Genomic DNA, 17715 nt, shown 5'->3' on the forward strand with positions numbered 1-17715 from the left:
ATTATCATCTGTAAACTAAACTCTGGATATTAATACATTCATTATCTGTATAAAAGTATTTACAGCTGTTTATATTACAAATTTAGACTTATAAAAAAGAAATCAGTCAAATAGGTGGCTGAAGTCTTCATCACATACTTTTTTCACCGCTGGATGCTGGATCATTCTCTCGGCAAAAATGACATAATACTCTTCTTTGAGATCTTTAACCTCCCCAACCAGCTGTAACTGAAATTCATCACCCACCTCTGACAGATAAAAGTGAGGGGCCAGAAATATGGCATCGGTGTTATAACGGGCAAACGCTTTCATCAGTGCAACATCATCGAACTCTCCCAGTATATTCGGCTGAATTCCCTGCTGATCAAACCACTGCGATACTTTTCGTCCCATCGAAGTACGGCTTCCGGGAACCAGGAGCTTTCTTTGCTCTAAAATAGCTGGAAAATCTGGGTTATCGACACTCCCTGCACAAAAGAAGCTAAGAGAGCACTCTCCCAGCTTCTTACTGTACAATCCCGGGCTCTGACTGGAATCCACCGGACAATCAGACAAAATCATATCCAGTTTATGTTGGGAAAGCTGATCGATAAGCATTTCATGCGTCGATTCAAAGCAGCGTAAATGAATACTACTGTCCTCCGGTACAATCGACATCAAAACCTTACTGACCAAGTGTTTTGACAAAGCATCAGACACTCCGACATCAAACAACAGATTAGACCGCTGGCTATAATTAACAATATCCAACATTTCATAGCTCAAACCAAACATACGGTCGGCATACTTAAAAATAAGCTGACCAAGTTCGGTTGGCTCTATATTTCTGCCATTACGTTTAGTTAGCTTTCCTTTAACTCTCTCTTCCAGGGCCTTAATCTGACCGGTTACCGTCTGCGGAGTCAGAAACAGTGCGTCTGCTGCTTTGGAAACCGAGCCTTGCTTACAGACCATCCAAAAATAGTAGAGGTGATTATAATTAAGGTGTGACATATCTTTTTCTCGTTCGCTTATCCTATTAAGCTTAAATCATATTGATTGTGAACACGAACACTTAAAAATAAATGAACAAAACACCATTAACCATCGGAAATACCGAACAATGAAAATCATAAGATGACAGTACTGTCATTTTTCCAGAGGCAAAAAGGATAAAAAAGAGAATTGATTTTATATTTCCCAAACCATTACAAAAACAAGTAAAACATAGTAAAACCAAACAGTTAACCAACAACAAAATCACATCCTAAACTCAAAAAAACAACTCCCCCCTCAGTTTTATAAAACTGTCATATTACTGAAACATTACCTCTCTAGTATCCGCCTCAAGTTAATCAATTTGACCACAACAAAAACGGTCACGGAGAAAACGACTATGAACCAAGCAACTACTGTCGCAGAGCAACCGGTAACAAACTCTTCCCGCTTGCTACGCTGGATAAACTTGGCTTTCATGCTTTACTTGCTGTTATTGGCAGTATCAATGGTCGGAAGTGGATTTAAACTCGCAACCGGAGAACACGCCAAAACATTATTTGAGTTTGCGTCACACCCTGTCGCAGGCCTGATGATCGGCTTAGTTGCAACGGCGCTAATTCAATCTTCCAGTACGGTAACCTCTATCATCGTTGGCCTGGTTGCCGGCGGACTGCCGGTGGAAACCGCAATTCCTATGATCATGGGTGCCAATATCGGTACCACAGTAACCAATACTCTGGTCAGCCTTGGCCATGTTCGTTGCAAAGACGAATTCAAGCGAGCCTTTGCCGGTGCCACTGTTCATGACTTTTTTAACCTTTTGGCTGTGCTTATTTTCCTACCGATGGAAATGATGTTTGGTCTGCTGGAAAAAGTGTCTCACTGGCTGGTTTCACCAATGCTGGCAACGGGTGATATGAGCATCAAAAGCTTTAACTTTGTTAAACCGATTACCAAGCCTGTCGTGCATGCTCTAAAAGAACCTCTTAGCCATTTCAGCGATGTAGTTGGCGGTGCCGTGCTGATCGTTCTGGGTATTGCTATTGTTTTCGTAGCCATCACCGTAATGGGTAAACTCATGAAGAGCCTGATGGTTGGTCGTGCAAAAGATATCCTGAAAAATGCCATTGGTCGTGGTCCCCTGCACGGTATTCTGTCTGGTTCGGTTGTAACGGTACTGGTTCAGTCTTCTTCAACCACGACCAGCCTGATGGTACCGCTTGTCGGAACTGGTGTACTAAAAGTTCGTGATATCTATCCGTTTACTCTGGGCGCGAATATCGGTACCTGTATTACCGCGCTGTTAGCGGCAACAGCAGTAACCGGAGAGTTTGCAGCATTTGCTCTGCAAATCGCACTAGTGCACCTGACGTTCAATATCTTGGCAACACTGCTTATCTTCGGTATTCCTTTCCTTCGGGAATTGCCACTAAAAGGGGCTGATATCATCTCCGACCTCGCAATAAAGAATAAAGGGGTTGTAGCGGCTTATCTGCTGGCAGTATTCATTGTGATGCCGGGTAGCATACTATTACTGACAGTCTGATACAGAACCAATAACAGACTGAAATTTAAGGGCCTGCCGGCTATTGTCGGCAGGCCTTTTTGATCGCATGGAAAGTGCTACAGAAATGAAACTGAACCGTAAAGGTGATACGATTGCCCGCAATTATATTAACTCTCAGTTCAGACTATGAAACAGTACTTAGATTTATGCCAGCGGATCGTTGATGACGGTGTTTGGGTCGAAAACAAAAGAACCGGAAAACGTTGTCTTACCGTAATTAATGCGGACCTGACCTATGACGTCGCTAACGGTGAATTCCCGCTGGTAACAACCAGAAAAAGCTTCTGGAAATCAGCCATTGCAGAGATTATCGGGTATATCCGCGGATACGATAATGCAGCCGAATTCAGAAAACTCGGCACCAAAACCTGGGATGCGAATGCGAATGACAATGCAGACTGGCTGGCGAACCCACACCGTAAGGGCGCAGATGACTGCGGATTTATCTATGGTAAAGTCGGACGCAACTTCCCTAAGCCAGACGGCGGTAGCGTCGACCTGCTGAGACAGATCGTGGATGACCTGTCCAAGGGGATTGATAACCGGGGAGAGATTTTTACTTTCTACCATCCCGGAGCCTTCCATATGGGCTGCCTGCGTCCTTGTATGTACAGCCATCACTTCTCCCTGTTAGGTGACACCCTGTACCTTAACAGCACACAGAGAAGCTGTGACGTACCACTGGGGCTGAACTTTAATATGGTCCAGGTTTACTTCTTCCTGGCAATTATGGCCCAAATCACCGGTAAAAAGCCCGGACAGGCCTATCATAAAATCGTGAATGCCCATATTTACGAAGATCAGCTTGATCTGATGCGGGATGTTCAGCTGAAACGTGAGCCATTCCCGGCACCAAAGCTGATCATCAATCCGGAAATCAAAACTCTGGAAGATCTGGAAACCTGGGTCACTCTGGACGACTTTGACGTCGAAGAGTATCAGCATCATGAAGCCATCCGATATCCGTTTTCTGTCTGAATACGCTTCAGCCCCACACCTGATAGGGCAGGTTTACTTTTCTGATAACCTGCCCAGCCCGCCAGAAACGGCAGTACAGGTGCATTTTCAGCGTCTGGATATTGTTGTGGACGGGAAGCTACTCATAGAGACGGGTAGCGACACCGGACAGCATACCCGGTTTCATTTAAATCAGGGAGATATTTTATATACTCCGGCTAATTGTTGGAGCATTGCCCTCCCGAAAAAGCCGGTCACCATACTGAGTGTTCAGGTTGGTAAGCAGAGCTTCGGCCTGACTATGAAACTATGGGATGGGGAGCAATTTTCTGACCTTCAGGATATCCACATTCTCCGCAGAGGCCCAAGAACCGGCACTTTTATTTTACAGTCAATAGAAGAACTGCACTGGCATCAGAAAGACCAAAGTACTTTACGGTTGCTGTTCTCCTCACTATTCAGCCATATCCTCGATTTATACCTCAACCCACCAGATACACTTTCCCGGGGCAAAGCTCTGTTTGAGGCGGTAAGAGACTATCTGGAGCAACATTATCATACGCCTTTAACCCGCGAGGCTGTCGCACAGCATTTCTATGTCTCTCCGGGCTATCTGTCGCAGCTATTTCAGAAAGAGGGAAAGCTCAAATTTAATGAATACCTGACCCATATCCGCCTGGAACGGGCCAAGTATCTGTTGAAAGAGTATGACATGACGGTAAAAGAGGTCGCACACCGATGCGGTTTCAATGACAGTAACTATTTCTGCCGTGTATTTCGTAACCAGACAGCTCGCTCACCATCAGAATATCGTACCCAGTATCGCAGTCATCTCTGAGCGTGATGATACTGAACCGTCACTCTATGCCTGAGAGCTACAGAGCATCCAGTACCGTTGTACCAGCCCCATACACCGCTTCCCAGTCCGCAGTAAACCCGGCAACACCAGAATCCGTTAACGGATGCTTCAGCAATTGATCAAACACATCCGGGGCGATAGTCACCGTCTGAGCACCGGCTTTGGCCACTTCATGTACCTGCTGAACATTTTTAAAGGAAGCAGCCAGCACCTTCGCATCGAGATCGTACACACTAATCAGATGAGCAATTTCAGCAGCGACCAGCGTTCCGTCACCACAGATATTATCCAGACGGTTTACATAGGGGGCCAGAAACTCAGCACCAGCTTTTGCCGCCATCAGGGCCTGTTGGGGGGTCAGAATCGCCGTTGCCGTAACACGAATGCCTTTCGCTTTTAAAGCCTTCATGGCCTTAATACCCTGCGGCGTCACCGGAACCTTTATGATGAGCTCAGGGTCCACTTCTCGCATCGCATCGGCTTCTCTGACCATAACGTCTGCAGTCTCTCCCATAACCTGAGCGTGCAGCATGCGTTCAGAGCCAATAACTTCCCGGATACCCATCAAAATATCTTTCAGGGGCTTATTTTCTTTTGCCACAATAGAAGGGTTGGTTGTCACCCCCTCTAATGGGTACAAATCCACCGCTTTTTTGATCGCCTCTAAATTGGCCGTATCTAGCATATAAATCATCATAAATCTCCTGAGCATAGGACCATTTTTCTCAGCCCAATTTTCACTGGAAAAGGCTGACATATCAGGCCACCATTAAGTTGATGCCTATACTATAGAGAGAAAATGCTATTGCCCGCCAGAGGACAAATATTCTATTTACTGGATTTTTGTATACTGGGTATAAAAGGTAAACCAAACCCTCAAAAAAAGCCGCACTGTAAAGTGCGGCCCATGTGCATACCAAACAACCGGCATCCATTCACTTGGCGATGTTCTTACGGGCATCCACTCTATAAGCCCATACCATCATCAATACGCCGACAAAAATCATCGGGGATGAAAGGATTTGCCCCATAGAGATAATCCCGCCAAACAGTCCCAGATGAGCATCCGGTTCGCGGAAGTACTCAACGATAAAGCGAAACACACCATACCCCGCCAGGAATAATCCCGAAACGGCTCCTGCCGGCCTTGGCTTACGGATAAAGATATTAAGGATAATAAACAACAATACGCCTTCCAGTGCGAATTCATATAGCTGAGAAGGGTGTCGGGGCAGGTAGCCGCCACTTGGAAACAGAATCGCCCATGGCACATCGGTCACCCGTCCCCAGAGCTCATCATTCATGAAATTACCTAACCGGCCCAGTCCCAGGCCAAACGGAACCAGAGGAGCAATAAAGTCCGCCACGTTAAAGAAAGTCCGGCTATTTTTCCTGCCATACCAGAACATTGCGGTGATCACCCCAAGCAGACCGCCGTGGAAAGACATGCCACCAGTCCAGACCTTTAACAGATATAAAGGGTTATCCATAAACAGGTCAAAATGGTAAAACAGGACATAACCGACCCGCCCGCCGATTACCACACCCAGAAAACCTGCAAACAGCAAATCGGATACTTGCTCCCGCGTCCAGCCGCTATCCTTTTTATCTGCCCGGCGGTTCGCCAGCCACATAGCGAAAATAAACCCAAACAGATACATCAATCCGTACCAGCGAATGGATACCGGTCCGAACGAAATCAGTACAGGATCAATTTGTGGAAACTCAATAAACCCCTGAGCCATAAACATTCTCTTCTTTAATGTGATGAATTATCAGATAAACAGCATCTTACCAGCGACGAAAAGTAAAAACACGGCAAACACTTTTTTCAATATCTTAGTTGGAAGCCGGGATGCCAGAGACACCCCAACACGAGTGGTAAAGACTGAAGCAGAAACAATCGCTAACATAGCTGGAAGGTAAACATAACCAATGCTGTAATCTGGCAGGTTTTCAGTTCCGGCACCATTCAGAATAAACCCTATCATGCCTGATACCGCAATCATAAAACCACAGGCAGAAGCAGAGCCTATCGCCTTACGCATTTCAACCCCAAACCGGCTCAGAAAAGGAACCGTCAGTGACCCGCCCCCGATACCTGCCAGTGTCGATATGGTACCAATAAGTAAGCCAAAGAGTGTGGTACAGGCTTTTCCCGGCATCTCCCTCATCTTCGTGGCTCTTACGGACAGAAACATCTGCAACGCCAGTATCAGTAAAATTACGCTAAATATCTTAGGCAATATCTCTGCCGGAACCAATTCCGCTACATAAGCCCCCAGAAACCCTCCACAGACCACTCCGGGGATCAGCCACTTCACAACAAACAGATCAACATTGCCGCTTTTCAGGTGACTACGTACTGAGGATGCAGAGGTAATAATGATGGTAGACAAAGAGGTCGCTAAGGCAATATGCATAATATTGTCATGCCCTATACCGGCCTTGGGCAGCAGCCACAACAGAGAAGGCACAACAATAATACCGCCACCGATCCCCAGAAGACCCGCCATAACACCGACTATGCTCCCAATCATAAAGAGCACAGCTAATAATTCATAATTCAAGAGAACCTCTATTTGTTGCCGGCCCGTACCAGTCCGGCAAGCCCTTTTTCTTCCAGATAACTAAAGACTATGCTGGAAATTTTATGTCCATATGACTGCATGAGTGCTTTTTCTGCCAGCTCCTTCAGTTCCGAACTGTCAGACTGACGCAGCAGATACTTGATACGCGCCACATTAGACGCATTCATACTCAATGAACGGTAGCCTAACCCGGTCAGCAACAGGGCCCCGACCGGATCCCCCGCCAGCTCACCACAGACGCACACCGGCAACTGATAACGCTCACAGGTTTCCTGAATTTGTTTAAGTGCCATGATGACGGCCGGGTGCATGGACTCATACACATCGGCAACCCGGGAGTTATTCCGGTCAACAGCCAGTAAGTACTGAGTCAGGTCATTACTACCCACAGAAATAAAGTCGACATCATTGGCCAACATAGGTAATAAGTAGAGCATAGAGGGGACTTCAACCATAACACCTATTTGAGGCTTGGTCAGTTGCGGGGAGACCTTTTTCACCTCATTGTAAGCCTGCCAAACAAGCGTCATGGCGTCATCAAACTCCTGACAACTGGATATCATCGGCAGAAGAATACTAAGGTTATTCAACCCGAGACTGGCTTTCAGCATGGCTCTGACCTGGATAAGGAAAATATCCGGATGGTCCAGAGTAAAGCGAATTCCCCGCCAGCCCAGAAATGGGTTATCTTCCTCAATGGGCAGATAAGGCAATGCCTTATCGCCACCAATATCCAGTGTTCGTAGTACCACTTTCTGCTGAGGGTAGGAGTTCAGAATCGCACGGTACTGCTGCACTTGCTCTTCTTCAGACGGGAAACGATTCTGCAATAAAAAGGAAAATTCCGTCCGATACAAACCGACGCCATCAACCCCCTGATTAATAATCAGATTAGAATCAGCGCTCAAACCAGCATTCAGTAAGATTTCAAGACAACACCCATCTTTAGTACAGGCCTGTTCGGAGATTTCACCTTCCACCATTTGGGAAAATTCAGATTCTTCCGTCTGCAGCAACCGATACTCCGCCAGAATTTGGGGATCCGGGTCAACCAGAATCCTTCCGCTGTAGCCATTCACCACCCCCATTTTCTGATGCAGGGCATTAGGGTTACAACTGGCACCCATAATAACCGGGATGCCTAACGCTCTGGATAAAATAGCCGCATGAGAATTGGCTGCCCCTTCCAGAGAAACCACCGCCAGCAACTTATCTTTAGGAACTCCGGCGAGAATAGATGCAGTCAGTTCCCGGACAACCAGAATGACTGGCTCTTTAAGCTCCAGCCGGCTGCTGGTTTCGGTATTGTAAAGGAAGTACAGCAGACGCTGACCCAGCTCACGAATATCCTGAGCCCGTTCACGCAGGTATACATCCGTCATTCTGGCAAAGCGATTAGAATAGCTTTCTACCACCTGCCTCAGTGCCCAGTCAGCACGATCACCTTTATTAATCTGCGCCTTTAGGTCGGAACGCAGCATGGGATCATTAAGCAAGTGGGTAAACAGGTCAAAAATTGCCAGAGCGTCTTTGTTGATTTCACTGTCTAACTTTTTACGCATACGGCGAAAATCAACGGTAGCATTTTCTATCGCCAGTAACAGGCGTTCATGTTCCTGATCGATATCCAGAGAAGAGGCCGGATAGACCTCAGATAATTCCGGCTGCGTATTATCCCACCAGAATGATCCGATAGCGACGCCGGATGACGCAGCGATCCCCTGAATAATTTCGACACTTTTATCTGAAATCAGCCAATGCCCCTGGGTCTGAGCATGAGCAATAATCACCGCAATCTGAGCCGCAAGAGTCACTAAAAAAGACTCTTCCATTTCACTGAACTGCCTGGGCTTTTTCTGCTGAATAACCAGTACACCCAACACTTGTTTACGGTGAATGATGGGGGTTCCAAGAAAAGAGTGGTAAATATTTTCACCAAGTTCCGGAAAATATTTAAAATCGGGATGTTTGGAGGCTTTAGCCAAGTTGAGTGGTTCTGCACTCCTGCGAACCAGACCAACCAGACCTTCCTGATAGCCGATATGAATCGTCTTACCCTTGAACTTCAGCCCTTGCGTGGCTATCAGTTCTAACCGTTGTTTCTCATCATTTGCCAGATAGACAGTACAACACTCTGTATGCATTGCCTGGCATGTTTCTTTTACAAGAATATCAAAGGCCTGATGGACGTCATCCACCTTTGATACATGTTCAACGATGTCCCTTAACTGGGTAAGCATTTTTATCCTCTGCGTTTTTTGCGTTTACCTTTTACCCTGCGTTCTTTAAAAGGCATTGCAACCGATGCAAACTCCTTCATTGCACGACGATAAACGTCTCGTTTAAAAGACACAACCTGCCTGACCGGGTACCAATAACTCACCCATCGCCACCCATCAAATTCAGGGGTATTACCACGCTGCATATTGATTTGTGATTCATCACAATTCATGCGCAGTAAAAACCATTTCTGTTTCTGCCCGATACAAACCGGCTTCGAGTCCCAGCGAACCAATCGTTTTGGCAGGCGGTACCTTAGCCAATGCCGACTGGTTCCTATGATCTTCACATCCTGTTTTGTAAGACCAACCTCTTCGTACAATTCACGAAACATTGCCTGTTCAGGAGTTTCTCCGTCATCAATTCCCCCTTGTGGAAACTGCCAGGAATGTTGTCCGTATCGTTTAGCCCAGAATACCTGACCATGGTTGTTACAAATTACAATTCCCACATTTAAGCGGTAACCATCGCCATCGATCACTGGCTGACCTCTAAAAATAATTCTCTATTACCCTGATTTTTCCACATATCCCCAGAAGGGGCAAACTTAGCAGGTGATTTTACTTAAGTTTTATTACTTAGAGCCCATATTTTGTATAACCTTTCTGCTTCCGCTGACTTATTAACACCAGAGTGAGATATACTCCACATTTATTCACCTTTTCTGTGAATAAGTGTGTGCAGAATTATGATCTTCACGGCATCCGTGGTGAATTAATCATCGTTACGGAAAAGCCGCCCTCACAAAAAGAACAGTAAAAATCATTAAATAACAACAACATAAAACAACAAAAGTACTCAAACAAAGTTGAGTATTATTGAAAATCAGCGCCTCTACAGAGATCGGTTAAAGATCCACCACCACTATCTTTATCCACACAAACAGACCCGACATTGAGTAAAGCCAGTAATTTTCAAGTTATTTTTCTTAAAAAAACCCTGTTAATTGATCCAGTAATCCATCAGAAATGGTTATTGTCCCCCTTTCCCTGTGGATAACCTGAGTGTGCTTTTCTTCTAAGAATAGAAAGATCATCAGCTACAAATTGAAAATAAGAATCTAACCGTCCATTATAGAAGCCACTAACCTTATGACAAACAAGAGAACCTCTGGGTGAAAAACAAACTGCAAATACAGTCCAGTCACTGGGTATTGATCATTGCACTCCTGACCGCCGGATATGCTTGCTATCAGCTCATTCAGCCGTACATACACTCCATTGTAATGGCATTTATCTTCTCACTGCTTATGTTTCCTATCCATGAACAGATAGAGAAAAAGCTGCCCCAGCGTCCTAACACCGTGTCCTTTATCTCATGTGTTCTGTTAACGTTTATCATCATCATTCCGTTACTGGCGGTCTTTGCTGCCATTGTGCAGCAAGGTTCTTTAGCTTCCCAGAGTGTCTACCAATGGGTAACGAACGGAGGCATAAACCAGTTTTTTGAACAGCCCTGGATCCTGGATACGGTTTCCATCATCAATGAATACTCCCCTTTCGATAAGATAGAACCTCAGGAGATAGCCCAGAAAATCGCCCAGCTCTCAACCACATTCGGCAGTAAGCTTGTCTCTATCAGTGCAAAAGTACTGGGGGATGCCACCAGCTTCCTGGTGAATTTTTTCCTGATGCTGTTCGTCCTGTTCTTTCTGCTTAGGGATAACGATAAGATCATCCGGGTACTGCGCCATGTCCTGCCTCTGTCCCGAAGCCAGGAAGATAAACTACTGGACGAGATTGAAAAAGTGTCCAAATCTGCCGTCATGGGATCCTTCCTTACCGCCCTTGCTCAGGGTATCGCGGGCGGCATCGGGATGTTTATAGTCGGCTTTCCCGCTCTGTTCTGGGGAACCATGATGGGATTTGCCTCCTTTATCCCGGTAGTTGGTACAGCCCTTATCTGGCTGCCCGCAGCGGCTTATCTGTTCATTACCGGCGACACCGGATGGGCTATCTTTCTGAGTGTCTGGAGTATTGCTGTCGTCGGTTCTATCGACAACATCTTACGTCCTTTTCTGATGCAGGGCAGCGCTGGAATGAACACACTGCTGATCTTCTTCTCTCTGCTGGGCGGGCTGCACTCCTTTGGTCTGATGGGGTTAATTTATGGCCCGCTGATCTTTGCGATTACCATTGTTCTGTTCAATATTTATGAAGAAGAGTTCCAGAGCTTTCTTAACCAACAGGACAGAAATTAGACGTCGTGATGATATGATTTGGAGGAACGGGCAGATTATGCGAAAATCCGCCCGTTTTTATCCCCTGTTAATAGACTTCCTGTGAGAAAAATTCATGTCCGTTTATACCGCTCCAAGTCAGATCGCCGAACGTCAGCTTAATTACTTTGCAGGCAAGCACGTGCTTGTCGCGGGTGAAGCCGAAGATCGGTTCCCGGTGGAGCTGACGAATCACTGTGAGTCTGTCTCGATATTTACGACCAACTACGGGTATCACCGCCAGATGCAGAGTCACTCTGCCGTGACCAGCTATTTTGACGTGGAGCTGAATGCCGAAGTGAAAGCAGACATGATCCTACTGTACTGGCCAAAAGCAAAAGCAGAAGCCCAATATCTGCTGAAAATGCTGTTATCCCGTTTAGGAACAGATACTGAAATCTGTGTAGTAGGAGAAAACCGATCAGGGGTAAAAAGTATTGAAAAGATGTTCAAGCCTTACGGAACCATCCGCAAATACGACTCAGCCCGCCGCTGTTCTTTCTATTGGGGACTCTGCAGTGAACCGGCTTCTGAATTCAACCTGAACGACTGGTTTAAGAGCTACTCACTCACCATTTCCGGCACAACACTGAACATCAAAAGCTTACCTGGCGTATTCAGCCATGGTGAGTTCGATCTGGGCACACAACTATTAATTGATTCCTTGCCAGAATTACACGGTAAAGTCCTGGACTTCGGGTGTGGTGCCGGGGTCATAGGCTGTATTCAGGCAATCAAAAACCCGCAAATTGAGCTGGAAATGTGTGATATCAATGCATTCGCTATTGCCTCCAGCCGGGCGACTCTGGAAGAAAATGGCCTGAAAGGTCATGTTTTCGCTTCTGATGTGTACTCAGACACCGCTGACGATTATGACTTTCTGATCAGTAACCCCCCTTTTCACTCCGGACTCGATACCAGCTACAGTGCCACAGAGACCTTATTACAACAGGCTCCGGAACACCTTTCTGCCCACGGAGAATTATTTATCGTGGCCAACAGCTTCCTGAAGTATCCTCCTATCATTAATACAGCGTTCGGTAATTACGCAACTCTAAATAAGACCAGTAAATTTGCGATTTATCACGCAAAAAAATAGCTATGCCGCCCCTTTAACGGGGCGAAATCTATATTACCCTTCTTAAATTGTCTATTTATGCGCCATACTCCACGGTTCACATAAAACTTTCTTGCCAACAAAAAATAAGTTGTTACCTTTAGCTTACAAGACAGGCTCTCAGCCTCGTAAATCTCGTTACTGAATTCATTACTGTATCCAATGCTATTTAGAACATTTCACAAAATAGGTTTCAGAAAAAACCTGTTGCAAAGACAAAGTTTCAGACGCCTCCAGAGCACACTCATGGGGGCGTTTCTGTTGCTGAGCCTGATCCCGCTGACCAGCATTAGCCTGTTTTTCCTTCACTCTCACAGTCAGGATTTACAGGAACAAAGTCACTCTTATCTGCAGTCAGTACGCGACACCAAGCGCCAGCAGTTGCTCGATTATTTTAATGCTCAAGAATCCTACGTACTTGGTTTTGTCCGCTCTGAGCTGGCCTATGCCAGCGGGGGAAAATTCTATGGCCTGATCAATGCGTTCCGCAACCTTGGCGTTGATATTGAACAGGCCCGAAATAACGCACAACAACGCTATATTGCTGGCTCAGGAAATCAAATCAAAACCTCTGTCTTAAAAGAATCGGAAAACTATGCTGGTAGTGAACGTTATCGCCTGCTGCATAAACGTTATCACCGAGCCTATATCGAGTTACTGAAACGGTCAGATTTTGACGATATTCTTCTGGTTGACCGAGAAGGCAATGTTGCCTACTCCACTGCGAAACATGATAACTTTGGTCACAACCTGCTGACCGACAAATACCGGAACACGAATCTGGGCAAAACATTCCAGCAACTGAAACAGGTCCTGTCCTCTGAGCATAGTGATATAGAAGAGTTCATTCCTATTGTTATGTCTGATTTCGCCACCAGTGATTCATCAGAAAACAGTGGCAAAAGTTACGCCTGGTTTGGTTCACCCATTATACAGCATGGCTATCTGCACAGTTATGCGCTTCTACGGCTGCCAATTGCCGGAGTAAGCCGGATCGTTACTGACATCCGAGATAAGACGGAAATTAAGACACTGCTTGTCGGTAATGATATGCGCCCGAGATCGCTCGGAGTCTCTCCGGAACAGATCACTACCAGCCAAACGGTTGTACAAAAAGCATTATCAGGTGATAGCAATGTCGGAAGCTATATCAACAAACAAAACAACAATATCATCGCAGCCTATAGCAGGCTCCGCGTCCATAACCACAACTGGGCTCTGGTGACCGAAATAGAAAAAGACCAGGCCTATGCCAGAATCTATCAGCTCAAAAAAATCTTTGTGGTGGCCCTGGCTATTGCCGTTGTTCTGGTTATTGTTGCGTCCCATTTTTTGTCCAATTTTATTACCTACCCTTTGCTGAAGCTGACATGGGCAGCGGAGAAAGTCTCTGCCGGGGATCTGGATACCACGATCATCAACACTGACAGAAAAGACGAAATCGGCCGCCTTGCAGTGAGTTTTGAACGCATGCAACGCTCCATCCGGGAAAAAATCACAACGATTAGGGCACAAAATCAGGAGCTGGAAAAAAATATTACTCTTATCAGGAAACAAAATGATGAACTACATTTGGCAGATAAACTGAAGGATGATTTCCTTGCGACCACGTCACACGAGCTAAGAACACCTCTGCATGGAATGATAGGCATAGCCGAGGCCCTTGCCTCCGGAGACAATGGTGTTGTCCCACCAAATCAACGCTATCAGTTAGACATTATTATTAACAGTGGAGAACGGTTGGCAGCGCTGGTTGATGACCTTCTCGACTATCATAAAATGCGCTACGGTAATCTGGAAATACATCTTTCTGCAGTAGATCTCGCCTCTGCGACCAGTTTAGTTCTTGAGCTTTCATGTCATCTGATAAGTAAAAAGGGGATCCGGATCATCAATCAAATCCCAGACAACCTCCCTTTGGTATCCGCTGATCCACAACGCCTTGAACAAGTACTGTATAACCTGATAGGAAACGCCATCAAGTACACCGATGAAGGAAAAATTGTTATCTCCGCGACCGTTCTGGATGAAAAAGTCCGGATCCAGGTTGTTGATACCGGGCAAGGTATTCCTCCGGAGTATCTTGAGCAGATTTTCGAACCACTGACACAGAACACCACAGATAGCATCAGATACCGGCAGGGTGCCGGACTTGGGCTGTCAATCAGCCGACAACTGATTGAGTTAATGGGGGGAATCCTCTATGTCAGCAGCCAGCCACTGGTAGGTACAACATTCAGTTTCTACCTTCCTCTGGCAACAGAAAAAGAGAAGCAGGCATCACCACCGTCCTACGATACTCACTTCCAGCTTCCAGAAACCGACCTGCCTGTTGTGTATACCGAGACCGACCTGCCTGAGAACAGCGACGGTCCACTGATCATGATTACCGACGATGAAGCCGTAAATATACAAATTCTGAACAGCTTTCTACGGCTAGAAGGCTACCGTACGCGTATAGCCAGCAACGGCCATGATACGCTTAAGCTCATTGAAGAAGAAAAACCGGACTTGTTACTACTGGATCTAATGATGCCGGGAATCTGCGGATACGAAGTCTGTGAATCACTGCGCACCCAGTATGACCGGTATGAGCTGCCTGTCATTATGCTAAGTACACAGTCTCAGACCAAAGACAGAATCATCGGCTTTGAATCCGGAGCCAACGATTACCTGACCAAACCATTTAACAGGCAAGAGCTTGTTGCAAGAATAGACGTCCATCTGACTGCCAGCAGGACAGAAAAGCAACGACAGGAAAACCGCCTTTTACAGGCAGAACTGAACCAGAAAAAAGAAGTCGAAACCAACCTGCTCAAAACTCAGAAACACTTATTACAACAACTGGATTTCACGTCAGACGCCATTATATGTGTCCAGAAAGATCTGCGTATTCGTTACGCGAATGAAGCCGCTATACGGCTATTTAACCGAACAGAAGAGCAACTCAAACGCTCCGGAATAGACGAAATAGTGGTGTCCAAATATCTGCGTCCTGCAGAGGAACATTTTTGTGGTGGTATCGATATTTTTGTGGGTGATCAATATCAACGGGTCTCTGCTGACATCTTTCAGTTACCTGAACACTCAGGCTTAAGCGCCATGTATATTTTTAATACCAATGAAACTTCTGAAACCGAAAAAATATCCAAACTGGAAACTGCGGTGGAAGCATTGTCCTGTTATGCCTTTGACGGAGATATAAGTAAGCTGAATCATCTAAAATCCATAGGAGACGAATACCCTCACATTACCGGAAAACTGAACAATAATGTTGCGGATAAACAGGAGATAATCAGAAGCGTTCAGGTCGAAATAATGATCACCGCTCTCGAATACTGGAAAGAAGCGACTGGGCAGAGTAAGTTTGAATTTGCAGAAAAAAGTGGATTATGGCGTGTTTATCTCGATCGCTGTACGCTACAAACCAGAACTCTGGATAAGTATCTGCAACTTGAAACCTTACCGAAAACACCACGCTGGAGAACCGTTATTAAATCAGCGGATTATATCCTTCAACACTGTGAGAAAGAGTCAGGATCACGACACAAGCTGGAACAGCTAAGAAATAAGCTACACAGGTTACAACAGCAAGAAAAATAACCTGTGGTTTATGCCATATTCGCTACTAATAAAAAGAGCCCCACATTCGTGTGGGGCTCATCAGTTCACGGGTTTAGACATCAAGCCAGTTAGTTACTGGCTTACATTTGCGGTCAATGATGTCTCCGGTTTTGTACCGATGAAAAACATACCGACTAAGGTAAGTACCGTCGGCAATAACCAACCCATTCCGTATTCAAACAGAGGCAGGAAGCTGAACAGAGTGACATCCGCTCCAGCTACTTTTGCTGCATCAATCAGTGCAAACAAAAATGCGACGACAATAACAGCACGATAAGCTTGCTCTGCACTGGCAAGAAAACGCCGGGTAAGTGTCAGCATAACCAGAGCAATCGCGACAGGATACAATGCAAATAATACTGGGACAGAAAGAGTAATCAACTGAGACAGGCCAACGTTAGCAACGGTCGCACAAGCCACACCATTAATGATGACCCATGTTTTATATGACAGAGGAGTCAATGAGCAGAAATAATCTGAACATGCAGACACAAGACCAATGGCGGTTGTCAGACACGCCAGTAAAATAATGATGGACAATACAAGCTGACCCGAAGGACCAAACAAAGCCTGAACATATTCACTCAAGATAACCCCACCATTATCGGCTCCACCGATAAGCTCACCACTGGTTGCTCCCAGATAGAACAGTGAAATGTACACAAATGCCAGACCAGCCGCCGCAATCAACGCCGCGTAGATCAGGTACCGGGTTGTACTACGGGTATCACTCACCCCTTTCTTACGCAGAACATCCACCACCAGCATACCAAACATCAGGGAAGCAAAAGTATCCATGGTGTTATATCCCTCAAGGAAGCCCGTGGTCAGGGGCTGAGAGATATAATCACCCTGTGGTGCTAATGCACTCCCCTGAGGGTCAATAAATACTCCCACAGACAATACAATAAGGCCGACAAACAGCGCAGGCGTAAGGAACTTACCGATAATGTCGATCAGTTTTCCCTGTGACCAGGCGAAAAACATAGCGACTGCAAAAAACAGAACAGAGAAAAGCGTCAGATCCGTCTGGGCAGCATCGGTAATAAATGGCTTCACTGCCATTTCATACGATACCAACCCGGTACGCGGAGCCGCAAATGCAGGGCCGATAATAACAAAAATCAACACAGCCATAGCAGTTGCTGCCCGTTGAGGTAAACTCTGTGTCAGGTGATCCCAGGTTCCACCAGCGATAGCAACGGCAATAATGGTAATTAAAGGAAGGCCGACAGCGGTAAGAAGAAATCCGGACATTGCCGGCAATAAGTTTTCACCGGCTAACTGACCGGCCATAGGTGGAAAAATAATGTTTCCCGCCCCTAAGAAAAAGGCAAATAACATAAAGCCGACAGCAATAATGTCGGTTAGTTTTAGGTTTTGATTCACTAGGATACCCTTAAGACAATATAGTGCAATTTACACACAAACTAGAATATTCAACTAAATATTATAATCATGATGAATAAATTCATCATCATCTTCAACAGCTCAGCAAACAACGCAATATAACGCTATAAAACA

General features: G+C 45.8%; 13 protein-coding genes. 6 read left to right on the forward strand and 7 right to left on the reverse strand.

Features of this window, described 5'->3' with window-relative positions:
* Window positions 1–102: 102 nt before the first annotated feature.
* Window positions 103–993, reverse strand: coding sequence for a transcriptional activator NhaR (nhaR, locus tag DI392_RS17005; protein WP_109320902.1), 891 nt, complete (start codon window positions 991–993; stop codon window positions 103–105).
* Between the two features lie 382 nt (window positions 994–1375).
* Here nhaR and DI392_RS17010 point away from each other — a divergent pair, with 382 nt between their 5' ends.
* The 3 genes from DI392_RS17010 to DI392_RS17020 all read left to right on the forward strand — a co-directional run bounded on the left by DI392_RS17010 (window position 1376) and on the right by DI392_RS17020 (window position 4340).
* A complete protein-coding gene (locus tag DI392_RS17010) occupies window positions 1376–2524 on the forward strand; it encodes a Na/Pi symporter (RefSeq protein WP_109320903.1) in 1149 nt (382 codons plus the stop codon).
* Window positions 2525–2671: 147 nt separating this feature from the next.
* Window positions 2672–3523, forward strand: a complete 852-nt coding sequence (locus tag DI392_RS17015) for a thymidylate synthase (RefSeq protein ID WP_109320904.1) — start codon at window positions 2672–2674, stop codon at window positions 3521–3523.
* A complete protein-coding gene (locus tag DI392_RS17020) occupies window positions 3492–4340 on the forward strand; it encodes a helix-turn-helix domain-containing protein (RefSeq protein WP_109320905.1) in 849 nt (282 codons plus the stop codon). The genes DI392_RS17015 and DI392_RS17020 overlap by 32 nt, the downstream gene beginning before the upstream one ends.
* 37 nt (window positions 4341–4377) lie before the next feature.
* On the opposite strand, the gene DI392_RS17025 is transcribed toward DI392_RS17020, so the two are convergent.
* The 5 genes from DI392_RS17025 to rppH form a co-directional block, all read right to left on the reverse strand.
* Window positions 4378–5055 (reverse strand): fructose-6-phosphate aldolase, encoded by a 678-nt coding sequence (locus DI392_RS17025; protein ID WP_109320906.1) that lies wholly within the window; start codon window positions 5053–5055, stop codon window positions 4378–4380.
* 241 nt (window positions 5056–5296) lie between these two features.
* Window positions 5297–6106 carry a prolipoprotein diacylglyceryl transferase gene (gene lgt, locus DI392_RS17030; protein WP_109320907.1) on the reverse strand — a complete coding sequence of 270 codons (810 nt, stop codon included), beginning with the start codon at window positions 6104–6106 and terminating at the stop codon, window positions 5297–5299.
* A gap of 30 nt (window positions 6107–6136) precedes the next feature.
* Complete coding sequence (locus DI392_RS17035; protein WP_109320908.1) at window positions 6137–6931, reverse strand: sulfite exporter TauE/SafE family protein; 795 nt, start codon at window positions 6929–6931, stop codon at window positions 6137–6139.
* An 8-nt stretch (window positions 6932–6939) separates the two neighbouring features.
* Window positions 6940–9192, reverse strand: coding sequence for a phosphoenolpyruvate--protein phosphotransferase (ptsP, locus tag DI392_RS17040; protein WP_109320909.1), 2253 nt, complete (start codon window positions 9190–9192; stop codon window positions 6940–6942).
* Between the two features lie 2 nt (window positions 9193–9194).
* Entirely contained in the window at window positions 9195–9713 is a 519-nt protein-coding gene (gene rppH / locus DI392_RS17045; protein WP_109320910.1) for an RNA pyrophosphohydrolase, read from the reverse strand.
* Window positions 9714–10346: 633 nt separating this feature from the next.
* On the opposite strand from rppH, the gene DI392_RS17050 reads away from it, so the two are divergent.
* From DI392_RS17050 to DI392_RS17060, 3 genes are all read left to right on the forward strand, one after another.
* The gene (locus DI392_RS17050) at window positions 10347–11432 is read left to right on the forward strand and encodes an AI-2E family transporter (protein ID WP_109320911.1); all 1086 of its coding nucleotides are present in this window, start codon (window positions 10347–10349) and stop codon (window positions 11430–11432) included.
* 94 nt (window positions 11433–11526) lie between these two features.
* Window positions 11527–12549, forward strand: a complete 1023-nt coding sequence (gene rsmC / locus DI392_RS17055; protein ID WP_109320912.1) for a 16S rRNA (guanine(1207)-N(2))-methyltransferase RsmC — start codon at window positions 11527–11529, stop codon at window positions 12547–12549.
* 264 nt (window positions 12550–12813) lie between these two features.
* Entirely contained in the window at window positions 12814–16170 is a 3357-nt protein-coding gene (locus DI392_RS17060; RefSeq protein WP_109320913.1) for an ATP-binding protein, read from the forward strand.
* Between the two features lie 93 nt (window positions 16171–16263).
* On the opposite strand, the gene brnQ is transcribed toward DI392_RS17060, so the two are convergent.
* Window positions 16264–17580: a branched-chain amino acid transport system II carrier protein gene (gene brnQ, locus DI392_RS17065; protein WP_109320914.1), complete on the reverse strand. Its 1317-nt coding sequence runs from the start codon at window positions 17578–17580 to the stop codon at window positions 16264–16266.
* Window positions 17581–17715: the final 135 nt, after the last annotated feature.

The organism is Vibrio albus (assembly GCF_003144035.1).
Taxonomy (GTDB): Bacteria; Pseudomonadota; Gammaproteobacteria; order Enterobacterales; family Vibrionaceae; genus Vibrio; species Vibrio albus.

What these genes read in the sequence shown, in the direction of transcription:
- ptsP (WP_109320909.1), bottom strand. Translation starts at nt 9,192, where the DNA reads ATGCTTACCCAGTTAAGGGACATCGTTGAACATGTATCAAAGGTGGAT.
- DI392_RS17025 (WP_109320906.1), bottom strand. Translation starts at nt 5,055, where the DNA reads ATGATTTATATGCTAGATACGGCCAATTTAGAGGCGATCAAAAAAGCG.
- DI392_RS17010 (WP_109320903.1), top strand. Translation starts at nt 1,376, where the DNA reads ATGAACCAAGCAACTACTGTCGCAGAGCAACCGGTAACAAACTCTTCC.
- DI392_RS17015 (WP_109320904.1), top strand. Translation starts at nt 2,672, where the DNA reads ATGAAACAGTACTTAGATTTATGCCAGCGGATCGTTGATGACGGTGTT.
- DI392_RS17060 (WP_109320913.1), top strand. Translation starts at nt 12,814, where the DNA reads ATGGGGGCGTTTCTGTTGCTGAGCCTGATCCCGCTGACCAGCATTAGC.
- lgt (WP_109320907.1), bottom strand. Translation starts at nt 6,106, where the DNA reads ATGGCTCAGGGGTTTATTGAGTTTCCACAAATTGATCCTGTACTGATT.
- DI392_RS17020 (WP_109320905.1), top strand. Translation starts at nt 3,492, where the DNA reads ATGAAGCCATCCGATATCCGTTTTCTGTCTGAATACGCTTCAGCCCCA.
- nhaR (WP_109320902.1), bottom strand. Translation starts at nt 993, where the DNA reads ATGTCACACCTTAATTATAATCACCTCTACTATTTTTGGATGGTCTGT.
- rsmC (WP_109320912.1), top strand. Translation starts at nt 11,527, where the DNA reads ATGTCCGTTTATACCGCTCCAAGTCAGATCGCCGAACGTCAGCTTAAT.